General features: G+C 62.0%; 15 protein-coding genes. 10 read left to right on the top strand and 5 right to left on the bottom strand.

Features of this window, described 5'->3' with window-relative positions; translation table 11 throughout:
- Positions 1–123: 123 nt before the first annotated feature.
- The 5 genes from EOB49_RS17685 to EOB49_RS17705 are packed head-to-tail and all read right to left on the bottom strand — an operon-like array spanning position 124 to position 4,693.
- Positions 124–552, bottom strand: a complete 429-nt coding sequence (locus EOB49_RS17685) for an acyl-CoA thioesterase (RefSeq protein ID WP_127381726.1) — start codon at positions 550–552, stop codon at positions 124–126.
- Positions 549–1,484, bottom strand: coding sequence for a 3-keto-5-aminohexanoate cleavage protein (locus EOB49_RS17690; protein WP_127317813.1), 936 nt, complete (start codon positions 1,482–1,484; stop codon positions 549–551). The genes EOB49_RS17685 and EOB49_RS17690 overlap by 4 nt, the downstream gene beginning before the upstream one ends.
- A gap of 31 nt (positions 1,485–1,515) precedes the next feature.
- A complete protein-coding gene (locus EOB49_RS17695; RefSeq protein ID WP_127270374.1) occupies positions 1,516–2,622 on the bottom strand; it encodes an ABC transporter ATP-binding protein in 1,107 nt (368 codons plus the stop codon).
- A complete protein-coding gene (locus EOB49_RS17700; protein ID WP_127321023.1) occupies positions 2,622–3,359 on the bottom strand; it encodes a GntR family transcriptional regulator in 738 nt (245 codons plus the stop codon). Before EOB49_RS17700 ends, EOB49_RS17695 begins: the two co-directional genes overlap by 1 nt.
- Positions 3,359–4,693 carry an aminotransferase class III-fold pyridoxal phosphate-dependent enzyme gene (locus EOB49_RS17705; protein ID WP_127381727.1) on the bottom strand — a complete coding sequence of 445 codons (1,335 nt, stop codon included), beginning with the start codon at positions 4,691–4,693 and terminating at the stop codon, positions 3,359–3,361. Before EOB49_RS17705 ends, EOB49_RS17700 begins: the two co-directional genes overlap by 1 nt.
- Positions 4,694–4,814: 121 nt before the next feature.
- On the opposite strand from EOB49_RS17705, the gene EOB49_RS17710 reads away from it, so the two are divergent.
- From EOB49_RS17710 to EOB49_RS17755, 10 genes are all read left to right on the top strand, one after another.
- Positions 4,815–5,870, top strand: a complete 1,056-nt coding sequence (locus tag EOB49_RS17710; protein WP_127381728.1) for an ABC transporter substrate-binding protein — start codon at positions 4,815–4,817, stop codon at positions 5,868–5,870.
- Positions 5,871–5,901: 31 nt separating this feature from the next.
- Positions 5,902–7,101: an ABC transporter permease gene (locus EOB49_RS17715; protein ID WP_164781715.1), complete on the top strand. Its 1,200-nt coding sequence runs from the start codon at positions 5,902–5,904 to the stop codon at positions 7,099–7,101.
- Positions 7,098–7,907 carry an ABC transporter permease gene (locus EOB49_RS17720; protein WP_127381730.1) on the top strand — a complete coding sequence of 270 codons (810 nt, stop codon included), beginning with the start codon at positions 7,098–7,100 and terminating at the stop codon, positions 7,905–7,907. The genes EOB49_RS17715 and EOB49_RS17720 overlap by 4 nt, the downstream gene beginning before the upstream one ends.
- Complete coding sequence (locus EOB49_RS17725) at positions 7,904–9,082, top strand: M20 aminoacylase family protein (RefSeq protein ID WP_127381731.1); 1,179 nt, start codon at positions 7,904–7,906, stop codon at positions 9,080–9,082. Before EOB49_RS17720 ends, EOB49_RS17725 begins: the two co-directional genes overlap by 4 nt.
- Complete coding sequence (locus EOB49_RS17730) at positions 9,082–10,515, top strand: FAD-binding oxidoreductase (protein WP_127381732.1); 1,434 nt, start codon at positions 9,082–9,084, stop codon at positions 10,513–10,515. The genes EOB49_RS17725 and EOB49_RS17730 overlap by 1 nt, the downstream gene beginning before the upstream one ends.
- A gap of 2 nt (positions 10,516–10,517) precedes the next feature.
- Positions 10,518–10,880 carry an AraC family ligand binding domain-containing protein gene (locus tag EOB49_RS17735; protein ID WP_164748744.1) on the top strand — a complete coding sequence of 121 codons (363 nt, stop codon included), beginning with the start codon at positions 10,518–10,520 and terminating at the stop codon, positions 10,878–10,880.
- A gap of 233 nt (positions 10,881–11,113) precedes the next feature.
- The gene (locus EOB49_RS17740; protein ID WP_245472735.1) at positions 11,114–11,704 is read left to right on the top strand and encodes a response regulator transcription factor; all 591 of its coding nucleotides are present in this window, start codon (positions 11,114–11,116) and stop codon (positions 11,702–11,704) included.
- Between the two features lie 364 nt (positions 11,705–12,068).
- Complete coding sequence (locus EOB49_RS17745; RefSeq protein WP_127381734.1) at positions 12,069–15,008, top strand: DUF5801 repeats-in-toxin domain-containing protein; 2,940 nt, start codon at positions 12,069–12,071, stop codon at positions 15,006–15,008.
- Positions 15,009–15,124: 116 nt separating this feature from the next.
- Positions 15,125–16,894, top strand: coding sequence for a type I secretion system permease/ATPase (locus EOB49_RS17750; RefSeq protein WP_127381735.1), 1,770 nt, complete (start codon positions 15,125–15,127; stop codon positions 16,892–16,894).
- Positions 16,891–18,240 (top strand): HlyD family type I secretion periplasmic adaptor subunit, encoded by a 1,350-nt coding sequence (locus EOB49_RS17755; protein ID WP_127381736.1) that lies wholly within the window; start codon positions 16,891–16,893, stop codon positions 18,238–18,240. Before EOB49_RS17750 ends, EOB49_RS17755 begins: the two co-directional genes overlap by 4 nt.
- The last annotated feature ends 2 nt before the right edge of the window (positions 18,241–18,242 follow it).

Raw genomic sequence — 18,242 nt, forward strand, 5'->3', positions numbered from 1 at the left:
TGTCCTGTGCGATAGCGGCTATACCTGACCTTCCTAGGGCGAGTAGAAGCCTTCAGCGACCTACAGCATCTCGCTCAGTGACGCCAATGCGGCTAACGATGCCGTCACCAGATATTCTCGCCGTCACCCACGCGTATCGGCTTCACCCCTCGGGAGTTTCGCGCTCGCCTGTCGGGCTTCGCCTTCGATCTCGATCTTGCTCCGCGCTTGAAGATCGAAGCGCACCGTTACGGTGCGCATGCGCGCATGCAGGACTCCGTCCAGCGTACCGCGCATTTCATGCAGATAAGTCAGCGACGATTTCCCAAGCTTTTCTATAACGCTGCGAACGGTGACCAGAGTTCCCGCCGCGGTTTCATGCACGTAGTCGATCTCCATCCTCACATCCGCCCAGCCGAGGGTCGGCGTCAAACGAGGATCGGCAATCCTGCCCAGCAACTGGAAACTGGCGTCATCAAACATCGCCACATAATGACGAACGTTGAGATGGCCCATCGCGTCGCACATCCAAGGATGCACGACGCCGACATAGGTTTCGATGCCGGGCGTCAAAACCCGACCTCGTTTGCGCCCTTGAGATCCAGCAGTTGACGGGCTTCGTCGGGCGTCGCGATTTCGAGCGACAACTCGTTGAGAATGCGCTTTATCTTGGCAACCTGTTCGGCATTGCTCTTAGCGAGCGTGCCCTTGCCGACATAGAGGCTGTCTTCCAAACCGACCCGTACATTGCCGCCCATGATCGCGCCCATCGTGCAGAGATTTATCTGGTGCTTGCCCGCGGCAAGGATCGACCAGAGATAGTCGTCTCCGAACAGCCGATCAGCCGTCCTGCGCATGTGCATCATGTCTTCTGGGTCGGCGCCGATTCCGCCCAGCAGCCCGAAGATCGTCTGGACGAAAAGCGGCGGCTTCAGCAGCTTGCGGTCGAGAAAGTGCGCAAGCGTGTAGAGGTGACTGACATCGTAGCACTCGAACTCGAATTTCGTGCCATAGGCCTGGCCGACTTCGACGATGATACGCTCGATCTGCTCGAACGTGTTGGAGACGATGCCCTTCTTTGTGTCTTCCAGGTAGCCCTTCTCCCAGTCGTACTTCCAGTCGGTGTATTTCGGCGCGATGTGGTGCAGGGCGAAATTCATAGATCCCATATTGAGCGAGCAGAGTTCCGGCTTCGAAGCGTGCGCGGCTTCAAGGCGCTCTTCGAGGGTCATCTTCAGCCCGCCGCCGGTGGAAATGTTCATCACGGCGTCGGTCTGCTGCTTGATGCGCGGCAGGAAATCCATAAACAGCTTTGGATCAGGGGTAGGCTTGCCGGTCTCCGGATCGCGGGCATGCAGATGGATCACCGACGCTCCGGCTTCGGCTGCTCCGACGGCGGCGTCGACGATCTCGGACGGCGTTATCGGCAGATACGGGCTCATCGTCGGCGTGTGGATCGAGCCGGTGACCGCACAGGTGATGACGACTTTCGGCGATTTCTTCATTGTTGAACTCTCTCTTGTCTGCCTTTTGTTGTTATCTCTCGAGCGCGAGGCAATCCTCACGACCACAGCCCAATCGAACCGCCTCGCCCGCATTGAGTTCGGACCGAGACGACGATGCGGCAAGCTTGACAATGAATTTCAGGCCGCCCGCCGTCACAGCGACGAGCCGGATGTGATCCCCGACATAGACGGACTGAACGACGGTTGCCGCAATCACGTTGAGGGCTGTGGAGCCATCGTGCAATAAGGACATGCGCTCGGGCCTGATCGACAGCGTCACCCTGGCGCCCGCGGGGGGCGTCGCGCCAGGGGAAATGGCGTTCAACACCAGATCGCCATCGTCGAGATGGACGGCCACGCCACCGTTTTCACCGCCGGCAAGCACGGTGCCGGACATGCGGTTGTTCTCGCCGATGAAGCTCGCCACAAAGCTGCCCGTCGGACGCTCATACAGTTCGCGTGGTGTCGAAAGCTGCTCGATGCGGCCGGCACTGAACACCGCGATCCGGTCCGACATGGTCAGCGCCTCGGTCTGGTCGTGTGTCACATAAACGAACGTGACGCCGAGCCGGGCATGGATATCCTTGATTTCGAACTGCATCTGCTCGCGCAATTGCTTGTCGAGGGCGCCGAGCGGTTCGTCCATCAGGACAAGATTTGGTTCGAAGATCAGGGCGCGGGCAACCGCGACGCGTTGTTGCTGCCCACCCGAAAGCTGCGCCGGACGCCGGTTGCCGAATTCGGGCAACTGGACCATGTCGAGAACGTTCCTGACACGTCGCGTCACCTCGTCGCGGCCAAGTTTGCGGACCTCGAGCGGGAAAGCCAGGTTTTCGGCGACCGTCATGTGCGGGAAAAGCGCGTAGTTCTGGAACACCATGCCGATGCCGCGACGATTGGCGGGAACGTTGTCGATGCGCTGACCGTCAATGAGGATTTCGCCCTCGGTCGTATCTTCGAACCCCGCAAGCATCATCAACGCCGTCGTCTTGCCAGACCCGGAAGGCCCCAGCAGCGTCAGGAATTCGCCGCGCATGATTTCCAGGTCGAGCTGACGCACCGCCTGGACCGTCTGCCCGTAGCGCTTGCTGACGCCACGAAACTCGACATGAACCGGGCCACGCGGGGATCCGCCCATCACCGCGCCTGCGCCTTGGGATCACGGCGTGCCGAAGCCGGGCGTTTGCGCGCAGGCTGAGCCTCAGCCGCCGCCGCGGCGCGAAGAATGATGTCGGCGGCCTCACGCAGATCGGCAACCAGCGCCTTGCGCGCAGCCGCGCCATCGGCGCGACGCAGCGCCGCGAGCATTTCGTCGTGATGGTCCAGGCCCAGGCCGTAGGTCACGTCCGAGCGGACGATGTTCAGAAACGGTCCTGCCTGCAGCCACAATTTCTCAATGATCTGCTGGATGAGAGGTGACCGCGCGGCATGGTACATCGTGAAATGGAAGCGCCTGTTCAAGCCGAGATAGCTAGCCATGACATTGCTCTCGACGCATTCGCGCATCAGCCCGTTCAGCTTCGCCAATTCATCGAGTTCTTCGGGCGTGATGGTCGTCGCGGCCCACTCGGCCGCCGTTCCTTCGACGCTGCAGCGCACACGCACCAGATCCGAAATACGCGCCACCGTGGCCTCGGGGACGATGACGCCCCGATTTGGGTGGTCGAACATCGCCTCGTCGCTGACGAGTTGCCGCAAGGCCTCGCGCACCGGCATGGCGCTGGTCCGGTACTGTTCGGCAAGCTGTCGCACGACCAGTCTTTGGCCGGGCAGGAAGTCACCGTTCATCAGTGCTTCCTTCAAGCCCGTATGGACACGGACATGAGCTGTCTTTTGCGCGGCTGAGCCGGCACTGGCATCCTTGCGATCAAGCATCAGTTTGTCCGGCGCGGCAGTATTTTGAGGTTGCTCGACAGGAAATCGTCGAATGCGCCGGCGAAGCCGTCGAGTTCGGCGTCGCCAAATGGCAGTGACAACGCCAGCATGCCGCGCGGCGTCACGTAGTACCCTCGCAACAGCATTTCGATATGCCAAAGCGCAATCACCGAAGGACCGGCATCGTCTAGCCGCGCCGGAGTGTCCACCGGCCCCCTGACGAAATGCAGGTTCATCAACGACCCACGCCCTATGACGATGCCCTCGACGCCATGCCTTTCAAGGGAGACGTTCATCGCTTCGCGCAGGCGATCGCCGCGCGCATTGATCGCGCGGCTCGCCTCTTGCGTCAGCACCTGGGTCAGACCGGTGAAGCCAGCAGCCATGCTGAGGATATTGTTGTTGAACGTCCCGCCATGCGAGAACGCACCGGGCAAAGCCGGATCGAAGCGATCGACGAGGTCGGCGCGTCCACCGAATGCGCCAAAACTGGCGCCGCCGCCGATATACTTGCCGAGCGTCACGAAATCGGGAAAAATCCCATGCGCCCCGTGGAGCGCGCGGTAGTCGAGGCGCGAAGTCATGACCTCGTCGAAAATCAGCAGCGCGCCGGTCTCCTTCGTCACCGCGCGCAGCGCTTCCAGGAACTCACGCGTCGCCGGGATGCAGCCGCCGCCGCCCATCATCGGCTCGACGATCACCGCGGCAAGCTCGTCGCCCTGTTCCTTGATGACCGCCACGGCGCCTGCACTATCGTTGTAGTCGGCGAAGACAAAGGGGAAAGGCAAATTGAGTGGCGAGCCGCCATGCGCAAAGGTGAGTACGCCACCGTGGTAGCCCTCGCGGAATGCGAGTATCTTCGAGCGCTGGGTGATGGCGCGAGCCGCCGAAATAGCCATGATGTTGGCTTCAGTGCCCGAGTTGCAAAAGCGAACGCGCTCGATGGCCGGAAAGCGGTCAACCACCGCGGCAGCCAGGCGCGCTTCGTAGCGGTTGGGGGCGCCCAGCATGATGCCGCCCTCTATTACGTCCACAAGGGCTGCCGAAATCGCCTTGTCGGAATGGCCGTAAAAACCGGCGCTGTATTCCGAGACCAGGTCGACATAGGTATGGCCGTCGAGATCGGTGACCCTGCAGCCGTCGCCGGAAACAAACGATACGGGGAATGGCGGATACCATAGAACAGCCCTCGTATTGCCACCCGGCAACGATGCCGCGGCCTCGTTCTGCCGCGCCAGGCTTTTCGGGTTGGCGTCAGCGAAACGCTGTCGGGCCTCATCCAGAACAGCAGCGAGACTGACATTGGCGCGCACGTCTGTAGTGCCTTGCAGCATTCGATCAAATCCCCTCGCATTTTCAACTTTTTTGCATCCTATCGCAAATTCCTGTTGCTAATCAATCCATTTTGCGTTTGAAATTTGATCAAATCTGCAACGATAAGAAAGGGGAACTGCAATGAGGACTTATCTGCAAGCCGTATCTGCCGCCGCGATCTGCCTCGCGACCTCGACTTTGGCCGCGTCCGCGGCCGACCCCGTCACGGTGGTCGGCTGGGGTGGTACATGGGACAAGGCCTACAAGGATGGGGTCTGGGACAAGTACACCGAACAGACGGGCGTCCCGATCGTCATGGAAGAATGGGGCGGCGAGGTCGCCAAGGTGCGTGCCCAGGTGCAGGCGGGCAACATCACTTATGACGTCGTCTCGGTCGAAGCGCCCGCCATGGAAGTCGGCTGCGCCGAAGGCCTGTTCGTCCCGCTGACGCCCGAGATCACCGGCGACGCGGCGAATTATCTCCCAGGCACCCTGCACGAATGCGGCGTCGCATCCGACACCTGGGCTACGGTCCTTGCCTATAACACGAAGGTCTACAAAGGTGACGCCGCGCCGAAGAGTTGGGCGGACTTCTGGAACGTCGAGAAATTTCCGGGAAAGCGCGGGCTTTACCAGCAGGCGCAGTTCACGCTGGAAAATGCGCTGATGGCCGACGGCGTGAAACGCGAGGACATGTACAAGGTGCTGGGCACGCCGGAAGGCGTCGACCGGGCATTCGCCATGCTCGACAAGATCAAGGCGCACGTCGTCTGGTGGTCCACAACGACGCAGGGCATCCAGAACCTCGACAGTGGTGAAGTGGCCCTCAGCGACGGGTTCAATGCGCGCATCACCAACGAAGCCATCAACGAGAAGAAGCCCTATGCGATCGCATGGGACGCTGGCTTCTTCTATGGCACCGACTACTGGGCGGTGGTGAAGGGCGCGCCGCACCAGCAGGCCGGGCTGGATCTCCTCAAGTGGTTCTCCATCCCTGAAAACCAGGCCGGCTTCTCGAAACTCTATGCCTATGGCACCGGCCGCAAGGAAGCCGCCGACCTCATTCCCGCGGATTGGAAGGCCAACCTGCCGACGTCGCCGGAGCACCTTCAGTACGGCGCCTCCTATGACAACGACTTCTGGACCGAGCACAAGGAAGCACTGGAAGAACGCTTCAAGGCCTGGCTCGCGAAGTAACCCAGGCATGTTGGTCGGGACAAAGCCGGCTATGAAGCGGCGCCAACGGGGCGGCATGCTCGCCCTGTTGACGGCCCCGCTTATTCTATTCGTCGTCATTCTGTTTCTGTGGCCGGTAGCGCGCTTCCTCGCTCTGGCCGTCGACAACTCGGATTTCTCGAACAACCTGCCGCGCACAATTGCCGCTCTGGCGGGCTGGAATGCGGATAGCGGCCTGCCTGGCGAACCCGTCTTTGCAGCACTCGTCGAGGATTTGGCCGACGCGCGGCGCGCCGGGAAGGAAGGCGTCCTGGCGCAACTCGTGAACCAGCGCGTCGTCGGCAGCCGTTTCCTCGTCATCAAGACGGCAAAGGATGCGGCCGACGGCAACCTCGACATGCGCCCTGTGCGCGACGAGGTGCTCGGCAAACAGGCCGGCTGGAAAAACATCGATCTCTGGCAGGTCATAGCGCGTCAGCAAAGCGCGCGAACGGACTATTATCTGCTTGCGAGCCTGGACCTGAAGCGAGGCGCGGACAATTCAATCGAAGCCGTTTCCGCCGACCGCGCCATCTTCGTCGACGCGCTGCTGCGTACGATCTGGATCAGCATCGTGGTGACCGTCATCTGCGCGGTGCTCGCCGTGCCGCTGGCGCAGGCAATTGTCAGCGCGCCCCCGGCCTGGTCGAAGCTGATGTTCGCGTTGATCCTGTTTCCGCTCTGGACGTCGCTGCTGGTGCGCACCGTCATCTGGATCATCGTGCTGCAGAAGAACGGCCCCGTGAATTCCACTCTGCTCGGATTGGGTATCGTCAGCGAACCCCTCGACCTCATCTACACCCGCTTTTCGCTTTATTTGGCGATGGTTCAGGTTCTGCTGCCTATGATGGTGCTCTCCGTCGTCGCCGTCATGCGGCGGGTTCCGACCACCTACATGCGCGCGGCACTTTCGCTGGGTGCGCCGTGGCTCACGGCATGGCGCCGCGTGCAGTTGCCGTTGATCCTGCCAGGAATCCTGTCTGGCGGGGGGATCGTTTTTGTCTTCGCACTTGGCTACTACATCACCCCGACGCTTGTCGGCGGGCCGACCGACCAGATGATCTCCAGCTACATAGCTTTCTACACGAACAGCACACTGAACTGGGGCATGGGTGCAGCGCTTTCGCTGCAACTGCTGATGATCCTCGTGTTGTTTGCGTTGCTGTTCTGGACGGCGTCCGTCCTCTTCCGCCGCAAGGCGCATGTGGCATGAGCGCCGACCGCTTCCGGAAGTGGCTGATGTATGCCTATGCGGCGACGTTGCTGGCGTTCATCATTCTGCCCCTGCTGATCGTGATCCCTATGTCGCTGACCTCGAGCAATTCGCTGGCATTTCCGACGCCGGGCTGGTCGCTGCGCTGGTATGCCGAACTGTGGGTCGACCAGCGTTGGCCGAACGCACTGTGGAACTCGGTCGTCATCGGGCTGTCCACCACGGTTCTGGCGTTGCTGCTCGGCATACCTGCGGCGATCGGACTCGCCTGGGGCGATTTTGCCGGCAAACGGATTCTCTACGCGATCATCGCCGCGCCCTTAGTGACGCCGGTTGTCATTGTCGGCGTCGCGGCTTTTTCATTCTTCGCCACACTGGGACTCGTCGGCAACAAGCCATCCATCATTCTGGTGCATACGGCGATGGCCGTGCCTGTGATGCTGACGACTGTCGTCGCCAGCCTTTCGACCTTCGACCGGACATTGGTTCGCGCCGCGGCATCGCTCGGCGCCGGCACCATGCGCACATTCTTCAAGGTAGTGCTGCCGCTGATAGCGCCGGGCGTCATTACAGGGGCCATCATCGCCTTCATCATCTCTTTCGACGAAGTCGTCGTCGCAAGTTTCCTCTCGACAGGCGCGGAGCGAACCTTGCCTCGCATGATCTTCTCCGGGGTTCGCGAATCCATCAGCCCTGCCATCGCGGCCGTCGCTGTGTTGCTGATCGCATTCTCTGCGACCCTGCTTGGTGTCATCGCCATCCTTCAGGGCCGCTCGCAAACTCTCCGCGCAAGGGCAACGGCATGAGACTGGTTCCATCGGTGCAGCAGTTGGAGACCGAGATGACGGCCTGGCGGCGGCATCTGCATGCCAATCCAGAACTCGGCTTCGAAGAGTTCGAGACGACGCGTTTCGTGGCGGACAAACTGCGCTCGTGGGGCATCGAGACGACCGAAGGCGTCGGACGGACAGGTGTCGTCGGCACGCTCAGGGGCAGGCTCGGCGCTGGTCGCAGTCTTGGCATCCGAGCCGACATGGACGCCCTGCCGATGACCGAGGCGCGGCCGCTGCCGCATGCATCCCGCATTCCCGGGAGGATGCATGGCTGCGGCCATGACGGTCACACGACGATGCTGCTCGGCGCAGCCTCGGCGCTTGCCCGCTCGCCCGACTTCGCCGGCACCGTGCATTTCATTTTCCAGCCGGCCGAGGAGGGCCGAGGTGGGGCACTCGCCATGCTGAATGATGGCCTTTTCGAGCGTTTCCCCTGCGATGAAGTCTACGCGCTGCACAATTGCGAACGGCCTCTCGGCGAGATCGCCGTCCACCGCGGAACGGTGGCCGCGGCGGCCGATCGCTTCGAGATGGTCGTCCATGGAAGGGGCGGCCACGCGGCGATGCCGCATCTGGCGATCAATCCACTCCCCGTCGCCGCGCGCATCCTGCTGGCAATCGAAGCCCTGCCCGGTCGCCTGACCGATGTGCACTCTCCGGCAATCGTCACCGTTGGCAGCCTGCGCGCCGGCGAAGCCTTCAACACCATCCCCGATGCGGCGTTTCTGACCGGCACCGTGCGCACCTTCGACCATCAGGTTCAAAAGACGCTGGAGATGGCAATCCGCCGCATCGCGAAAAACGAGGCTGAAGCTTTTGGCGCCAGCGTCGATATTCGCTACGAAACGCCCTTCGCGCCGACGATCAACACTCAGGCGCAAGCCGACGCGATGATCGCGATTGCGAACGAGGTGATGGGCTCGGAACGCCTCGTCGTCGATCCGCCTCCCGAGATGGGTTCTGAAGATTTCTGCTACATGTTGGAACAGCGGCCGGGCTGCTATTTCTTGCTTGGCCAGGCGGACGACGCGCACCAGGCCGCCGCGCACGACACCAATTACGATTTCAACGACGCTATCCTGCCGATGGGCGCCAGTCTTTGGGTCAGGCTGGTGGAGCGCCGCCTGTCCGCCGCAGGCGCATCGTGATGCAGTTGCCGGAAAAAGACATCCGCTGGCGGAGCCATTGGCTGCGGCAGGCATTGCCCGAGGACCCGGACCTTGCGCCTCCGCTCGAAGAGACAACGCAGGCCGACATCTGCATCGTTGGCGGCGGGTATCTCGGACTGTGGACCGCCATTCGCCTCAAGCAGCACAATCCAGGCTTCGACGTTGTCATTGTAGAGCGCGACATTTGTGGTGGTGGCCCGAGCGGCCGCAATTCCGGAATGGTGCTTTCGGCGTGGACCAAATACAGCGCGCTTGCCGCGCTGCGCGACGGAAACGACGCGCTTTCGATCATCAAGGCATCCGAAGCCGCGATCGGCGGCATCGAGGCTTTCTGTCAGGCCGAGGCAATCGACGCCTGGTTCGATCGCATCGGCTGGATCTGGGGCGCTACGTGCGAAGCACAGCTTGGCGCCTGGGACGACGCGTTAAACAAGCTGGCAGCGCACGGCTACGTCCCGGCGCGGCGAGTTTCGCGCCCGGAGATCGCGGCGATGGCCGGTACGACGAGCCACCTTGGCGGTGCGTTCGACGCTTCGTCGGCAACTGTGCATCCAGGGTTCCTGGTGCGCGGCCTGCGTCGTGCAGCGCTGAACCGCGGCGTTCGGATCTATGAAAAGTCGCCGATGAAGCGGTTTTCGCGACGTGGCAAGCTCACGGTGGAAACGGCGAAAGGAACTGTGTCCTGCGGCAAGGTCGTGCTTGCCATGAATGCCTGGTCCGGCGCGATTCCGGAACTGGCCCCTGCGATCTTCAACATCTCCAGCGACGACGCCATGTCACAGCCCATTCCAGACCTTCTCGACAAGGTCGGCTACCGCCGGGCGCCGCTGATGATCGATTCCCGCGTCTTCGTTGGCGGTTGGTCTCCGACGCGCGATGGTCGGCTGTCCGTCGGCGTCAGCGGTGGCGTCATTGGCTTCGGCGGCATCGTCGACCAGCGTTTCCATGGCCTGTCGCCACGGGTCGCCGAAATGCGTCGCGCGCTGCGGGATGGCCACCCGGCGCTCGCCGATTTCCCACTCGAAACATCGTGGAACGGCCCGATCGACCGGACGGTCAGCGGCGTGCCGCTGTTCGGCGCCTTGCCCGCCAACCGCGATGTCGTCTACGGCTACGGCTTTTCCGGCAATGGCACGACAATGGCTTATATCGGCGGCGAGATCCTCACCGGCCTGCTGACTGACGGCGAATCGGAACTGACGCATTCGGCGCTGGTGCGTCCGGTGGCGCGCGGTTTCCCGCCCGAACCCTTTCGCTTCGTCGGTGCGCATTTCGTCCGTGGCGCGGTGCGTCGGCGCGACGATCTCGAACATGCCGGGCGCAAGCTGGATCCGGTGACGAGATGGCTCGCCGGGCTGGCTCCGTCCGGCGTCACTCCCTCCAAAGCCAATCTTCGCGCAAAGAAAGGATGACAATGTCCAAGGCCAGGATTTTCAAGCACAGCGAGTTGACTCTGAAGCCATCAGTCACGCCGACCGGAACGTCGTCGATCGCGCGCGTGATCAATGCCGAGATCAGCCGGACCATGGGCGGTGGCATTGAGTATCTGGAGAACGCCTCGATCGACTGGACCGTGACCTATGACGAGGTGCTGTTCATCCATGAAGGCACGCTGACGATCGAACTGGATGACGGCCGCCACGAATGCCGCCCTGGCGACATCGTCTGGCTGCCCAATGGCACGCATCTGAAATACATCGCAACCGAACGCACCGGCTATTTTTACTGCCTGTACCCGTACGACTGGGCCGCGCGGCAAGGGACGTTAGAACCTTGAAGTGACAGGCATATCATAGGTTGGCCTTTCACGGCGCAGTTCCGCCCCGCGGCCCCGGGTCGTTATTATAGCAACATGTATATTAGCTATTACTTGACAATAGGGCTAGGCTCTGGTTTCCTGATTTAACGGGTGTTTAACCAAGTTCGTTGCGTTTTTTTACGGACGGTGTTCGCATGTCAACGTTAGTTGTCGCGGACCCGCGGGGGGTGTATCTCGCTGGTCTGGAATGGGTGTTGCAGAAGGCTGGACACGATGTTGTCGCCCAGTGTCGCCGCCCTGTGGACGTTCTCGCTCATGTGGAGCGCCATCGGCCTGATATGGTCATCGTGGGCGTGGATCTCGCGGACCAACAGACATCAGGTCTTTCCTCACGGCTGAAGGCCTGCAGCAGCGCTCTCGGCATCATCTTCATCGTGCAGCCAACCGGCGGGCTCGATGTCAGGGAAATACAGACGCTCGACGTCGACGGCCTGTTTCTGGACGGCATCAGCCACCGCTTTCTCATCGAATGCGTGAATGCGGTGGCGGCGGGCAAGAAGTGGATCGACAACAAGATCGTCCAGCAGCTGCTGATGCCCGGGTCGCAGCCGCAGCCAATGTCCCGGCTGACCGGGCGGGAGACCGAGATCGCCGATCTCGTCTCGCGCGGGCTGCGCAACAAGACCATCGCGCAGCGGCTGCATTTATCCGAAGGCACGGTGAAGATGCACCTGCATCACGTCTACGAGAAGCTGCATCTCGGCAGCAGGGCGGAACTGGCCTGGGTGGCGCACGGCAAAGGCGTCGAGCATACAGGAACGGGGCGACCCGGCCTGCTCTGACCACTCTCCATTTGCACCGACATTGAACGCACGGCAGCGGCCGGAGAGCCGTCTGACGGCCTCTGCCTCGTGCCCGCGCGACCTCCCGCAGCGCCCGCCAGCCTGATCTATCGAAGGATATATATCGTTCGATCAGGTGCGGACATTGACCGCAATACTATCGAAGCGGGAATGGACGCGTCCTCTGCGCCGGCGGCACAATGTGGTTTGAGGGCCGAAGTCAGTTCGCGATGACACCGCGGCTAGGGTTCGGGCGGAAGTAAGGGGAGAGGGGTTTTCCAAAACAAACAGTGAGCGTGGCCCCCGCGTGAGCGTGGGTCCGAGCGTGTGCACAATTAGTCAGCATCCAGGAAAGGATGACATTATGGCTATCATTAATATCGTAGGCGATCTGGTACTCGACCAGTCCGCCGGTCTCCAGGACGACGACGTCGCAATTTCCGTTGACGCTATCACCGGCGACATCTCCGGTGGTCTAGACGCCGCTTTTCTCACATATCTGAACGGTCTCACATTGTCCGCCGCGCAGTTGGCGTTTGCCGACACCGCGGAGGCGGCGAGCCAGGTCGGTCTCGTCACCGTGTCGCCGGCAGCCGGCGAAAATGTCGTTGAGTTGGAATTCGCGCCTCTAACCAACATGTCGTCGGGTCAGTTTACAGTCGACGGCGACGAAATCTTCCTCACCACGGCGCAGAACGGCAGCGCGGTGGAAGCATGGGCCGGCGGCAATCTCGTCGCGGCTTTCTACATCATCCCCAACGCCGGTAACACCTCGGCCACGGTTCAGATGATCACTTTCGAGGCGATCGATCACCCGCTCAATCCGCAACCCGACGACAGGGTGAACTTCAGCGATATCCTGAAAGTCCGCGCGTTGGTCGAGACGTCGACGCCGATCGGCGACGACATCAATGTGGATGACGACGGTCCGGACGTCACTCTCTCCGGCACCGCCGCACCTACCCTCACGGCCGATGACACGACCTTGGGCACAAACCCCACCGGCAATTTCTCGGTCGTGTTCAGCACCGATTTCGGTACTGACGGTCCTGGTGCCGCCGGTGTTACCTACGCCCTGGACGTCCTCGCCCCTGGTACTGCGTCGGGTATCTTTGACGTGGCGACCGGTCAAGAAGCCCTCCTGACCAGGGTCGGCTCAGTTATCGAAGGCCGCACCGCCGGTAACGATCTGGTGTTCACGGTGGCAGTGAACGCCACCGGGATCGTGACGCTCGACCAGCTTCGCGCGGTCCAGCATACGCCGGATACCGGATCGGACCAGTCCACGACACTGGCAGCCGCCAACCTGATCACCCTGACGGCGACCGCTATCGATGCGGACGGCGACACTGACGCCCAAGCCATCAACATCGGCCAGAACCTTGTCTTCAAGGACGACGCACCGAGCATCTCGGCAGGCGGTACGGAGGCGGTTGCCACGGTTGACGAATCTGATACCGCGACCAACGGGACAGCCAACTTCTCGTCGAACTTCTCCGGTCTCTATGGTGCTGACGGTGCAGGGACCACGACATACGCGCTGAGCGTGATCGCGGGCGCTTCCGGTCTTTTCGACACACTTACTGGTCAGGCGGTCAACCTGTCGGTCACTCCCGGCGGCGTTGTCGAGGGCCGTACGGCTGTCGGTGGCGCATTGGTGTTCACAGTGACCGTGGATGCCGCCGGCGTGGTGACGCTCAACCAAGATCGTGCGGTCATACATGATCCCAATAACGGGCCGAACGATACCGAGACGTTGTCGGCGGACAATCTGATCCAACTGACGGCGACCATCACCGACAAGGACGGTGATGTTGACACAGCCGTCCTCAACATCGGCCAGAACCTTGTTTTGACGGATGACGCTCCGACGATCGTCGACCAAGATACGAATGTGCCCAGTGTTCAAGGATTCGACGGCAATCCCGGCACCACCGGGGCTCAGGGCGAGACGATCGCCGCGACCGGTGGTACGGCTACCGGTAGCTTCTCGTTCAATATCGGTGCGGACGGTCACTTGGCAGCGTTCTACGCGGGTGGTGGCTCAGATTTCGTCGACCTCGACGCAGGTGCAGGTGTCCAACGGCTATCCCTGACCGGCACGGTCGACAACGCGCAGACCCCGGCTATCACCAACGTCCAAACGGCCCTCGTTTCGGAAACTGCTACATCCGCACAATTCTCCTTCTCGTTTCATTATGACAAGGACCCGATCACGGCCGGAGTGCAGGACGCGACGGCAGGTGGCACTCTGACCTTCGACAAGGCGGCGGGTACGTACTCCCTCGCCTTGACCGACGCGATCGACGGGTTCAGCTTCAACGTCTTCCACTCTTCGGAGTTGTTGACGAAAGCCCCCCCCGGCAACACCGGCCACCCCGAACTCGTGGTGACGGAGTTGGACGCCAACAACGGCACGACGGACACTGACGGATTCTACGTACAGTTCACGGCGAACACGAACCCCAGCGGCAGCCCCTTCGGGTTTAACCCAACGGGCGACGGCAACCCGCTCGCCGGGGACACTACGTTCAACAACGGTCAGTTCGTTACCAGCGCTTTCGAGGATTGGGTCTCCGCCACGCAGTCGACCAACGGCGTGGCCGGCGACACGATCCAGAAGGGTGAACTGCTCACCCTCAGGTTCTTCAACGAAAACATTCTGGGCGACGTGAATCCCGGTGCCCCCGGCGGTGGTACCGAGAAGGCCTCACCGACGGACGCCGTGGACGCTATCGCCATTAAGTTCGACGGCATCGGCAACGCCGAAGACCTTATCGTGGTCCTCGATCTAATTGATTACGGTGCCAATGGTGTGTTGGGTGGCGGCGACGACGTCGAGACGACGAAGTCGATCTACGTGCAGAACGCGGACTTCTTCAAGGGCAATACGGTGCCGGCACCGTATAACTCGGAGTTCACGCTCGACCAGAACGACGCCCTCGTGATCATCGAGAGCAATGACTACAACACCGGCAGCGAGCACTACCAAATTCAGGGCATGCAGATCATGCAGTCCGGCAACGGGCTGTCTGGTTTGGCCATTAACCTGAACCGAGTGACCGACGATCCGGGCACAGTCGGAGTTGAAGGTTCAAGCACCGGCGCGGCGACTGGCACCGGTGGCGGCGCGCAGCAAAACTGGGAGGCTACGGATAACGACGTTCTCAAGATCACGGACATCGGCTTTATCCAGACGACTTCCGGACAGATCGGCGCTGACCTCGACTTCGCGGTCAGCATCCAGGACGCAGACGGCGACACAACTGGCATCCAGCACTTGCTGGTGGATGTCGTCGCCTAGCACCTGACCAAAGGGAGGCGGCTCACGCCGCCTCCCATCTCCATGTGGAGATAATTTCGCTCCCCGCGAAAACCGGCCCAACTGGCGTCCACCCGCACACAAGCAGATACATCATCATGATGAAACCTTCACGACCCTCTGCCCTGCAAGCGGCGATGAAAGAGGCCAGGCGCGCTGTCAGACCACTTATCTGGTTCAGCGCCGGCATCAACATATTGATGCTGACCGGCGCCTTCTACATGCTCCAGGTCTATCACCGCGTGTTGGGCAGCCACAGCCTGGAAACGTTGGTAATGCTGTCATTGATGGCGGCGACGGCGCTCGCAACAATGGCGGCGCTGGAAGTTGTGCGCGCGCGCCTTCTGGCCAAAGTCGGCACGTGGCTGAACGCGCGATTGGCGCCGGTTCTCCTGACCGTATCGGTCGAACACGCCGCCTCGGCGCCCGGTCAGATCAACGCCCGGGCGCTGCGTGACCTCGACCAGGTGCGGAATTTTTTCACCAGCCCGAGTATCTACCCGATCCTCGACGCGCCTTGGGCGCCGATCTTCCTGGGCGCTATCTTCCTCATGCACCCTTGGCTCGGCTGGCTGGCGACCTGCGGCGGTATCGCGCTGTTCGCATTGGCGTTGCTTACCGAGTACCTGACCCGCAAGCCACTGGCGGAAGCCGCGATCGCCCAGACGCGAGCCTACATGCAGGCCGAGCAAACGATCCGCAACGCGGAAGTCGTCCAGGCCATGGGCATGTTGAATCCCCTGCTCGAGAGCTGGAAGGCGCAGCAGGACGAGGCAAATGATGCGCAATCTCGCGCCAGCAACCGATCCAGTGTCATCTCGGCCCTCGCGCGCTCTTTCCGGCTGGCCCTGCAGATGGCCGTGCTCGGCCTCGGCGCCTATCTGGTGCTGAAGAACGAGGCTTCGCCTGGCATCATGATCGCCGCCTCGATCCTGATGGGCCGCGCCTTGGCCCCGGTCGAGCAAGCGATCGGTACATGGAAGGCGACGATCGGGGCACGGGCTGCTTACAAGCGCCTGGTTGCAATGGCCGGTCAGCGACCGGAGGCCACGCCGGCCCTGCCACTGCCGCGCCCGAAAGGCAAGTTTGTGGCCGAGAATATTATGCTCGCCAGACAGGGCGGCGAACCAATCCTGCGAGGAATCAGCTTCCAGCTCAAGCCCGGTGAAGCGATGGCGCTGGTCGGCCCGAGCGCAGCCGGTAAGACGAGCCTTGCGCGCGTGTTGGCCGGCACTTGGCGGCCGACCGGTGGTCGCGCGTTGCTTGACGGAATGAACGTTGTCGAATGGGCGGCCGAGGACCGGGGTCGACATGTCGGCTACCTGCCGCAGGATATCGAGCTCTTCGCCGGCACCGTCTCCGAGAACATCGCCCGTTTTGCGTCGCTCAATCCCGCAACTTTCAACAACGTGGTCAAGGCCGCGCAATTGGCGGGAGTCCATGAACTGATCAAGGGGCTGCCGAAGGGCTACGCCACCGAGATCGGTCAAGGTGGCGCAGCACTGTCCGGAGGGCAACGCCAGCGCATCGGACTGGCGCGGGCGCTTTACGGCGACCCCGCGTTCCTTATCCTTGACGAGCCTAACTCCAATCTCGACCACGAAGGCGAGCAGGCGCTCGCCACGGTCATCGGTGGGCTCAAGGAGGCAGGTACGACCCTGATCCTGATCTCGCACCGGCCAAGCATCCTGGACAAAGTCGACAAGGTGTTGGTCCTCAACCACGGCGCTCAAGATCTCTTTGGGCCGCGCGACCATGTCTTCAACGAACTCGCCAGCCGTGTCGGCAAGGTGGCCCATCTGCCCAAGGCGGCCCAGTTGCCAGCCCTTGAAGTGGTGAAGGAAATCAAAGAGGTCAAGGAAGCATGAGCCGCCCCCCCGAATTGAAGGTCGTGCCGCTGCCCCTCGCGCCGCCCTCTCTCCTGGAGCCGCAACCCCTCCGTCTCACCGGCGTGACGTGCACCGGCTTCGCGATCATGTTCCTGTTCTTCGGCGTGGCCGGGGGATGGGCGGCCCTGGCGCCGCTGGACAGCGCTGCGGTAGCATCGGGCGTGATCAAGGTCGCCGGCGACCGCAAGCTCATCCAGCACCTAGAGGGCGGCATCATCGCGGAGTTGAACGCCGCCAACGGGGACATCGTCAAGGCGGGCAAGATCCTCGTCGGGCTCGACGACACGCAGGCAAAGGCGCAGCTCGACCTGATCCAGAACCGGATAGCAACGCGTGAGGCGCTGGCCGCGCGTCTCAGGGCCGAGCGTGACGGCAAGACCGAGATCGAGTTCAATCCGGCGTTGCTCGCAAACCCCGCGATCGCCGTGAAGGACGCGGTGGCAGCACAGCGTGACGTGTTTGCAGCGAAGCACCACAATCTGAAGGACGAGCGGGAAATTCTCGGCCAGCGCCGTCACCAGGTCGAGGAAGAGATAACGGGGCTGGAGCAGCTTGTCGTCACGGAAGACAAGCAGATCGAGGCAATCGAGGGTGAAAGCAAAGACCTTGAGGGTCTGCTCAAGAAAGGGCTGACCACCCGCGAACGGAACCTGTCGCTCAGACGCCAGCAGCGGGAGATCGAGGGCGAGCGCGCCACCAATGTCGCGGCAATCGCCCGTGCCGGAAGCGCCATGGCCGAGATCGACATGCAGATCCTGAACCTCAACACAGTGCGCCTGAACGAGGCCGTCGACGAGTTGAGCAAAGTCGAGGCGGAGTTGTTTGACCTCGGACAGCAGGAGCGTTCCGCCAGGGACGTGCTTAGCCGTACCAACGTCGTCGCGCCGGTTGACGGCATCGTCATGGAGCTGAAGGTCCATACGGCGGGCGGTGTCGTGAAACCCGGTGAGACATTGATGACGATCGTACCGCTCGGACAACAACTCGTGGTCGAGGCTATGGTCAAGCCGGAGGATGTCGAGACGATCGCACCCGGACAGCTCGCGCGCGTCAGCTTCCCGGCCTTCGCCCGCTACAACCTGCCGCCGCTCGAGGGCGTCGTGGAGATCGTGTCGGCTGACCGCATGGTTGAGGAGCGCAGCGGCGCACCGTTTTTCGCCGCGACGGTTGTGATCGACAAAAGCGAACTCGGCAAGCTGGAGGGCCGCAAGCTGCTGCCCGGCATGTCGAGCGAGACGATGATCCGGACGGGGGCTCGCACCGTGCTCTCTTATCTCGCCGAGCCGATTACGCAGAACTTCCGCCGGGCCATGCGGGAAAAATAGCC

This window comes from Mesorhizobium sp. M7A.F.Ca.MR.148.00.0.0 (genome assembly GCF_003997735.1).
In the GTDB taxonomy this organism is placed as follows: domain Bacteria; phylum Pseudomonadota; class Alphaproteobacteria; order Rhizobiales; family Rhizobiaceae; genus Mesorhizobium.

Bases quoted from the DNA above. Each gene is read 5' to 3' on its own strand.
- EOB49_RS17750 (WP_127381735.1), top strand. From the start codon at position 15,125: ATGATGAAACCTTCACGACCCTCTGCCCTGCAAGCGGCGATGAAAGAG.
- EOB49_RS17705 (WP_127381727.1), bottom strand. From the start codon at position 4,693: ATGCTGCAAGGCACTACAGACGTGCGCGCCAATGTCAGTCTCGCTGCT.
- EOB49_RS17730 (WP_127381732.1), top strand. From the start codon at position 9,082: ATGCAGTTGCCGGAAAAAGACATCCGCTGGCGGAGCCATTGGCTGCGG.
- EOB49_RS17745 (WP_127381734.1), top strand. From the start codon at position 12,069: ATGGCTATCATTAATATCGTAGGCGATCTGGTACTCGACCAGTCCGCC.
- EOB49_RS17710 (WP_127381728.1), top strand. From the start codon at position 4,815: ATGAGGACTTATCTGCAAGCCGTATCTGCCGCCGCGATCTGCCTCGCG.
- EOB49_RS17755 (WP_127381736.1), top strand. From the start codon at position 16,891: ATGAGCCGCCCCCCCGAATTGAAGGTCGTGCCGCTGCCCCTCGCGCCG.
- EOB49_RS17735 (WP_164748744.1), top strand. From the start codon at position 10,518: ATGTCCAAGGCCAGGATTTTCAAGCACAGCGAGTTGACTCTGAAGCCA.
- EOB49_RS17700 (WP_127321023.1), bottom strand. From the start codon at position 3,359: ATGCTTGATCGCAAGGATGCCAGTGCCGGCTCAGCCGCGCAAAAGACA.
- EOB49_RS17720 (WP_127381730.1), top strand. From the start codon at position 7,098: ATGAGCGCCGACCGCTTCCGGAAGTGGCTGATGTATGCCTATGCGGCG.
- EOB49_RS17715 (WP_164781715.1), top strand. From the start codon at position 5,902: ATGAAGCGGCGCCAACGGGGCGGCATGCTCGCCCTGTTGACGGCCCCG.
- EOB49_RS17690 (WP_127317813.1), bottom strand. From the start codon at position 1,484: ATGAAGAAATCGCCGAAAGTCGTCATCACCTGTGCGGTCACCGGCTCG.
- EOB49_RS17695 (WP_127270374.1), bottom strand. From the start codon at position 2,622: ATGGGCGGATCCCCGCGTGGCCCGGTTCATGTCGAGTTTCGTGGCGTC.
- EOB49_RS17725 (WP_127381731.1), top strand. From the start codon at position 7,904: ATGAGACTGGTTCCATCGGTGCAGCAGTTGGAGACCGAGATGACGGCC.